Raw genomic sequence first — 3,716 nt, 5'->3', positions numbered from 1 at the left:
GTCGGCGGCGGTGGCGGCTATGGCGGCGACGCCAAGGGCAAGAGCTCGAATGCGTTGGCCATTGGCGGTCTCGGCGGCAATGGCGGCGATGGCGGCGATGTTACCGTCATCCGCACCGGCACGATCACGACGACGGGCAAGGATTCCATCGCCAGCATCGCGCAGTCGGTCGGTGGCGGCGGCGGCATCGGTGGTGCCGGTTTCGGCCGCTTTGGCGCCGACGACGACGGCGGCGGGCCAAACGCCATCGGCTTCAACACGCCTGGTGGCACCAAGGGCACCGGCGGCAAGGTAACCATCATCCAGTCCGGCGCCATTGAGACCGATGGCGACCGTGGACACGGCGTCGTTGCCCAGGCGGTGGGCGGTGGCGGTGGCGCCGGCGGCATGGATTCGCTGGCCATGGGCCAGTCGGCGGCCGGCTCGCAAGGTGGTATCGGCGACGCTGCGGCGTCGGCCGCTAGCACGGACAGCCAAGTCTGGGTCAAGGGCGCAAGTTCGTATGCGATGTTCGGCCAGAGCGCGACAGGCGACGGCAATGCCCATGCGGTCGATCTGACGGCGGGTGACAGCCTGTTCGCGCAAGGTGCGGATTCCGTGGCTGTCTATGGCGAGAGCACGGCCAAGGGCGCCAAGGGCAACATCACCATCAACCTGAATGGCCAGTACACGATCGGCGGTGCCGGAACCGGCGTGGCGGCGATGCTTGTCGGGGGCGCAGACAACACGCTGAACAACCACAGCCTGCTCTATGCGATGGGGGCAACGCCGAGTTTCACCATCCAGGCGTCGCAATTTCAGGCATTCCAAGCCTTCCTGTTGGCGCCCGGTCCCGTCGTGCCGACGAATGCGATCCTGGAATCGCTTCTGGACGATTTCAGCCCACTGGCTATCACCGGCACATCGGGCGATGACCATGTGGAGAATTCGAAGAGCGCCGACACGCTCGGACGGGTGATCGGCAACATGGACCTCGGCGGCGGCACGAACAGCTTCCACAATATCGCCGACGCCTCGATGGTCGGCCTCAAGACCATCGATCTCGGCGGCGGCAAGTTCACCAATGACGGGCTGTTTACCAATCAGGGCATCGGCGTCGTGGCCAAAGTGGATGTCACGGGCGGCTTCACGCAGATATTCTCGGGCGACTTCGTCACCGACGTCGATCTCAACAACCAGATCACGGATGCCCTGGCACTAACGGTGGCCGGAGACTTCGATGGTGAAGCGCCGTTGAATTTCCTGTCGATCGACAAATTGTTCGCCGAATATGTGCTGGCCACCGGATCGGCGATGACCGATTCCGGCATCACGCCCACGACGCTGCATCCGGCGGTCGGCTTCAATTTCCTGACCAAGGTGGTCGGCGGAACGGATCTGGTTCTCTATGCCGACAATCCGACTTTCCTGGAGTTGGCACAGGATCCTAACTCCGGCACGACCGATCCCGGCGTCTTCCAGATGGCGCAGTATCTCGATGATGTCGAGGCTTCTTCGAGCCCAGACAATCCGATGGCGCTGTTGATCAACATGCTGCGCTTCCTGCCCGATGAAATGGAGCTCGGCTCGGCCCTGACGCGGCTGACGCCGCACTATGCCGTGCACACATTCGAGATGATCAACCGCTCCACGGACATCATGCTGGAGGCGGCGCGCGAATGCACCGGCGTTCGCGCCTACAAGGATCCCGACGGACGCTGTGTCTGGGCGTCGATCAGTCCGCAAGCCGAGTACAGCCGCGACGCTGAGGCCGGCACCACCAGCCGAGACGACGTCATGAAGACGATGTCGCTTGGCGGCATTGGCGAGGTCAGCCAGCACTGGTCGCTCGGCGCAACGATAGGCCGGACCGAATTCGACTCGAAGATCGATTTCAACGGCGAATTGCTGTCGGCCACGACAGGCGAATCCTGGCAGGCGTATGCGCTGGCGAAATATGCCGACAAGAACTACTTCATCGACTTCGCAGTCGGCGGCGGCACCGGCTCCTTCAAGGGCGAGCGCGATACGCATCTCGATCAGGTGGCCTTCATTCCGGGCGAAACGCTGATCGGCGATTATCTGCCGGAGGCATTGCTGCCTGGCATCGGCAACAGTGTCACCTACACGCAGAAAACCGCCCAGTTCGGCGGTTCGGCGCGGCTCGGCATAACGCAGGAGATGGGTGCTTTCTACCTGCAGCCGACCCTGCAGTTCGACGCGCGCTGGCTGCGTGTTTCCGGCAAGGAAGTGGGCTCGGTTGCCGCCTTCAACTTCGACGGCAGCGCCAACATGTATTATTCGGCGACGCCGGCTTTCGAGATCGGTACCGACATTGCACTCAGCGACATTGCCAGCCTTCGCGTCTACGGCAAGGCTGGCGTGGAGTTTTCCGACAAGGAGTGGGAAATCGAAGGTCGCTTCGCGGCGGCGGAGAATCTGCCTGGCAACCCCGCATTGCACTTGACGGAGGCCGTCGATTCGCCGCTCTATCGGGTCGGCGCCGGCCTTGAGCTGAACGGCGTCAATGGCGTCGGCATGTCCGTCAGATATAATGGCGCCTTCGGCGAAACGGTTAAACAGAACGCGATCAGCGCGTCTCTCAAGGTCAGTTTCTAGCTGGCCCGAGGCGGAGCCGGGCGGGAGGGATCTTGATGAGGAAGTACGCGTATTTCGTGGCGATGCTGGGTGTTGCCTGCACCGTCGGCGTGGCGGCCGTGGCGGCGCAAACCAAGAGCGACAAGGCGGTCGCGGCACCCGCTGCCGCGGATGTGCCGCAGTTGCCCGGCGGCGCGTCGGCACTGTCTGAAACCCACGGCGACTGGACGGTCAATTGCCAGATATCGGGCACGGCCAAGACCTGCAGCCTGTCGCATCAGCAATTCAACAAGCAAAGCAATCAGCGGCTGCTGGCGATCGAGCTGTCGAGCAAGACCGGCGAGGATGCCATGGGCACGCTTGCGTTGCCGTTCGGCCTGGCGCTGGCCAAGGGGGTCAGCCTGACCATCGACGATCAGAAGCTGGACGGCAGCCTGGCGTTCAACACCTGCCAGGTCGTCGGCTGTCTGGTGCCGGTGGTGTTCGATGCGACTGTCACGCCGCTGCTGAAATCAGGCACCACACTGAAGATCGACGCTTTCGCGGCAGATACCGGACAAGCGGTGAACTTTTCCATTCCGCTCAACGGCTTCGCCGGCGCGCTTGCCCGGACCGCGCAGCTTTTGACCAATTGAGGTAGAGCCGCAGGACTTAAAGCGCTGCCTGAATGTCGTCTCGCGGCAGGGCAGTGCGTCACTGCCTCAGAACGTCTCTGCGTCGGTTCAAACGATGATGGTTTTAAGCCTTTCGGCGATCAAGGCGGCGAGCCGCGCCGCCACATCGTCCTTGCTCATCTCCGGCCATTCCTCGACGCCAGCCTTTGACACGATCCGCACCCGGTTGCGATCGCCGCCCATCACGCCAGAAGAACCGACGCCGCTTCCCTGCGACACGTCGTTGGCGACGATGAGATCGGCGCCTTTTTTCTTGAGTTTGGCCTCGGCGTTGCGCAGGAGATCCTGCGTCTCGGCGGCGAAGCCGATAATCAGGCCGGGTCGCTGGCTGTGATGGCCGACGCCGGCGAGAATGTCGGGATTTTCGACCATGCGCAGCACCGGCGGCCCTTCGCCGGCCACCTTTTTGATCTTCTCACCGGCTGAATTTTCGGTTCGCCAGTCGGCAACGGCGGCGACGAACAC

Annotated in this window: 2 protein-coding genes and 1 pseudogene; 2 read left to right on the top strand and 1 reads right to left on the bottom strand. The window is 63.0% G+C overall.

The genetic code is table 11. The features are described 5' to 3' along the window. Together EN964_RS28500 and EN964_RS28495 are read left to right on the top strand one after the other, a co-directional pair. Nucleotides 1-2,598, top strand: a pseudogene (locus EN964_RS28500) (autotransporter outer membrane beta-barrel domain-containing protein); the annotation flags it as partial. Between the two features lie 35 nt (nucleotides 2,599-2,633). Beyond that, entirely contained in the window at nucleotides 2,634-3,212 is a 579-nt protein-coding gene (locus EN964_RS28495) for an invasion associated locus B family protein (RefSeq protein ID WP_127272727.1), read from the top strand. 87 nt (nucleotides 3,213-3,299) lie between these two features. Here EN964_RS28495 and EN964_RS28490 read toward each other — a convergent pair. Further along, nucleotides 3,300-3,716 (bottom strand): phosphopantothenoylcysteine decarboxylase (locus EN964_RS28490; protein ID WP_281059577.1); only part of this gene is annotated, 417 nt, incomplete at its 5' end.

The sequence above is a fragment of the Mesorhizobium sp. M7A.F.Ca.CA.001.10.2.1 genome, assembly GCF_003998575.1.
Taxonomy (GTDB): Bacteria; Pseudomonadota; Alphaproteobacteria; order Rhizobiales; family Rhizobiaceae; genus Mesorhizobium.
This window is presented reverse-complemented; position numbering and strand designations above follow the sequence as displayed.